3 protein-coding genes and 2 pseudogenes are annotated in these 3,406 nt (G+C 62.5%); 3 read left to right on the top strand and 2 right to left on the bottom strand.

Going from position 1 to position 3,406, the window contains the following annotated elements; genetic code table 11:
* Positions 1-210, top strand: a 210-nt coding sequence (locus tag JOZ76_RS26845; RefSeq protein WP_291703790.1) for an NADH-quinone oxidoreductase subunit I, incomplete at its 5' end; no start/stop codon positions are given.
* On the top strand, positions 180-2,027 hold the full coding sequence (locus JOZ76_RS26840) for a 2-oxoacid:acceptor oxidoreductase subunit alpha (RefSeq protein ID WP_291703788.1): 1,848 nt from the start codon (positions 180-182) through the stop codon (positions 2,025-2,027). The genes JOZ76_RS26845 and JOZ76_RS26840, both read left to right, overlap by 31 nt.
* Positions 2,028-2,172: 145 nt before the next feature.
* Here the strand turns inward: JOZ76_RS26840 and JOZ76_RS26835 are convergent.
* Positions 2,173-2,352 (bottom strand): annotated as a pseudogene (locus JOZ76_RS26835) (GDCCVxC domain-containing (seleno)protein); the annotation flags it as partial.
* Positions 2,342-2,779, bottom strand: a complete 438-nt coding sequence (locus JOZ76_RS26830; RefSeq protein ID WP_291703786.1) for a VOC family protein — start codon at positions 2,777-2,779, stop codon at positions 2,342-2,344. The gene JOZ76_RS26830 and the pseudogene JOZ76_RS26835, both read right to left, overlap by 11 nt.
* A 129-nt stretch (positions 2,780-2,908) precedes the next feature.
* Between JOZ76_RS26830 and JOZ76_RS26825 the strand changes: the two are divergent.
* A pseudogene (locus JOZ76_RS26825) lies at positions 2,909-3,406 on the top strand (hypothetical protein); the annotation flags it as partial.

Genomic DNA, 3,406 nt, shown 5'->3' with positions numbered 1-3,406 from the left:
AAGGCGCCGAGCCCGCATCTCGAGCAGAGCCTCTACGTCTCCTCCGACCTGAAGACCGGACGGGTGATGGTCAAGGACGAGGACGTCTGCCTGCATTGCGGGCTGTGTGCCGAGCGCTGCCCGACCGGCGCCTGGGACATGCAAAAGTATCTCATCGACATGACTCACGCAGGTTCGACATGCCCGACCAAAGCCCGATCAGCAGCGTAAACGACTTCGTCGTCCGCTTCGCCAACGTCAACGGTTCGGGCTCGGCCTCCGCCAACGAGCTGTTCGCGCGCTCGATCCTGCGTCATGGCGTGCCGGTGTCGCCGCGCAACATCTTTCCCTCCAACATCCAGGGGCTGCCGACCTGGTACGAGGTGCGGGTGACGGAAGAAGGCCATCTCGGCGCGCGCGGCGGCGTCGACATGATGGTGGCGATGAACCCGCAGACCTGGGACAAGGACGTCGCCATGATCGAGCCCGGCGGCTATTTGTTCTACGACTCGACAAAACCGATGCCGACGTCGAAATTCCGCGGCGACATCACGGTGATCGGCGTGCCGCTGACCGCGATCACCAACTCGACCTATACCGATCCGCGGCAGCGCCAGCTGTTCAAGAACATCATCTATCTCGGCGCGCTGTCGGCGCTGTTCGACATGGATCCAAAGCTGATCGAGCAGCTGATCAGCGAGCAGTACAAGGGCAAGGAAAAGCTCCTGTCCTCCAACGTTCACGCGCTGCATCTCGGGCGCGACTGGGCGCTGCAGAACCTGAAATGCCCGATTGGGCTCCGCGTCAAGAAGGCCGACAAGGTCGGCGACCGCATCTTCATCGAGGGCAACAGCGCGGCTGCGCTCGGCGCAGTCTATGGCGGCGCCACGGTCTGCGCCTGGTATCCGATCACGCCATCGTCGTCGCTGGCGGATGCTTTCGCCAGCCACTGCAAAAAGCTGCGCCACGATCCCAAGACCGGCCAGGCGAAATACGCCATCGTACAGGGCGAGGATGAGCTCGCCTCGATCGGCATCGTGATCGGCGCCTCCTGGAACGGTGCGCGGGCCTTCACGGCGACGTCAGGGCCGGGTATCTCCCTGATGACCGAGTTCATCGGCCTCTCCTACTTCGCCGAAATCCCCGCTGTCATCATGAATGTGCAGCGCGCCGGCCCATCGACCGGCATGCCGACGCGCACCCAGCAATGCGACATCATCGCCTGCGCCTATGCCTCGCATGGCGATACCAAGCATGTGCTGCTGTTCCCGGAAGACCCGGCGGAAGCGTTTGAGTTCGCGGCGACTGCCTTCGACCTTGCCGAGCGGCTGCAGACCGTGATCTTCCTGATGCTCGATCTCGACATCGGCATGAACCACCGGCTGTGCCGGCCGCTGCGCTGGGACGACGCGCGTCAGTATGACCGCGGCAAGATCATGACCGCCGAAATGCTCGACGAAGGCCGTGATTTCGGCCGCTATCTCGACGTCGACGGCGACGGCATCCCCTACCGCACCTATCCCGGCACGCACGAGACCCGGGGCAGCTATTTTACCCGCGGCACTTCCCGGGATCGCTACGCGCGCTATTCCGAGGAAGGGCCCGTCTATGCCGACAACATGCAGCGGCTGGTGCGCAAGTTCGAAACCGCGCAGGACCTGGTGCCGCGGCCGCTGCAGGCCAACGCCGCCAAGCCGACCAAATACGGCGTGATCTATTTCGGCTCGACCTCGCCGGCGATGGACGAGGCGATCGGCCTCTTGGAGGCGCGCGGGCATCTGCTCGATCGCCTCCGCATCCGCGCCTTCCCGTTCCACTCGTCGGTCGCAAGCTTCATCGCCGATCACGACTTCGTCTATGTGGTCGAGCAGAACCGCGACAGCCAGCTGCGCCAGCTCATTGTCAACGAGAACGGCTTTGATCCGGTGCGCCTGATCCCGATCGTGCACTATGACGGCTCGCCGATCACCGCCCGCTTCATCGCCAAGGCGATCGGCGACCACCAGGATCACCTCAAGGTCACCCCGCTCCGCAAGGCGGTGTCGTAGCGCGAGGGTCAGGGTGGAGCGTGGGCAAAGCGTAGGGTGCCCACCGTCGCAGATTTCGCTGGCGGAAAAAGATGGTGGGCACGGCGCTGTGCGCTTTTGCCCACCCTGCGGCCCGTCTGCGCAGCAACCGGTCGCGCCCTGGTCCCTGCATCGGCGGACACGGTACCGATCCGTACGAGCAGAACACGCAGCAATCGCCGCTCTTCGGCCGCAGCCCGCTCGCGCAACCGGTACAATCGTAAGAATATTGGCAGGCATTGGTCGGCATCGTCTCGGATTTCGAGGTGCCGCAGTTCGGACACGTGATGACGGATTCAAGAATCACGATTTGCCTCGAGATCTGAATGCAGAATTGGTTCGATGATCAGCCACAGGACGCCGGACGGGTCCGTTATTCCGGCGACCTTGCCCCAATTTTCCAATCGTGGAGCCGTTGCCTTGATTTCGTACCGGGACGCCACGTCGAGACCACGGATCTGATTCCACCATCGGTCCACGTCGCTCACGAGCACGTGCACCACGCAATTATTGGCCCATTGCTCGACGTAATAGTCCTGCAACAGAAAGGAATAGGCGCCGTAGCGAGGTTCGGCCAGCCGATCGGTCAGCATCCGAACCTGAAAGCCGAGATCCGCGTAGAACCGCTTGCTTGTGGCGAAATCTCGCGCCGGCAGGACCGGCCGCACGCTTTGATGGTGTCTGCGAGACCGTTCGCCATGGTAACACTCCTTCCGGAAGCGGTCATCTTTCAAGACGCAGATCGGTCCACCCGCGAAACTCGTGTACCTCTCCCGCGCCGGCTCCTTGATCCAATCACGCCGGCCGGCTTAAGGTACCTTTGCCACCCTTCGTAGCTGCAAAGAATGCCTCAGTTGAACGTAATGGCCATCAGTCGAGCTTCTGGTCTACTTCTAGTCGTCGCCTGTCTGCTGGCCAGCCCAGCCGCAGCACAGGAAATCCCTTTTCCTCCCTATGCGGTGACGGCGCACCCGTCACAGGACGGGCGCTGCCAAGGTGATCCCGGCAAGGCCGACCTCGACAGATCCGAGAAGGCGTGTCTGGCTCAGCTCGTCGGGATCGCGACACGCCAGTCCAATACGCTGCGGCTGAAATTCAAAAACGGCAGCAGCAAAGCCTACAGGAACCGGCCAGATGCATGCGACAAGGGGAGTGACGACTGCATCGAGTACACGCTGACGGGCTATTTCCCAGAACACGGATTGCTCCTCATTGCGATCGGCTACTATGAGGGTGCCGAGTGGATGCTGGTCCGGCTCGACAATGGCCGCGAGACGAAGATCGTCGCGCCGCCGCACTATTCGCCCGACGGAAAATGGCTGGCTTCGGCCTGCTGGAGCGAGGGGCCGTCAAGCTGCAGA

It is taken from the genome of Bradyrhizobium sp., from assembly GCF_019244115.1.
Lineage (GTDB): Bacteria > Pseudomonadota > Alphaproteobacteria > Rhizobiales > Xanthobacteraceae > Bradyrhizobium.
The sequence above is the reverse complement of the archived record's forward strand: the minus strand, read 5'-3'. Positions and strand labels throughout refer to the sequence as shown.

Excerpts from the sequence above, each read along its gene's own strand:
- JOZ76_RS26840 (WP_291703788.1), top strand. The coding sequence starts at position 180 with ATGCCCGACCAAAGCCCGATCAGCAGCGTAAACGACTTCGTCGTCCGC.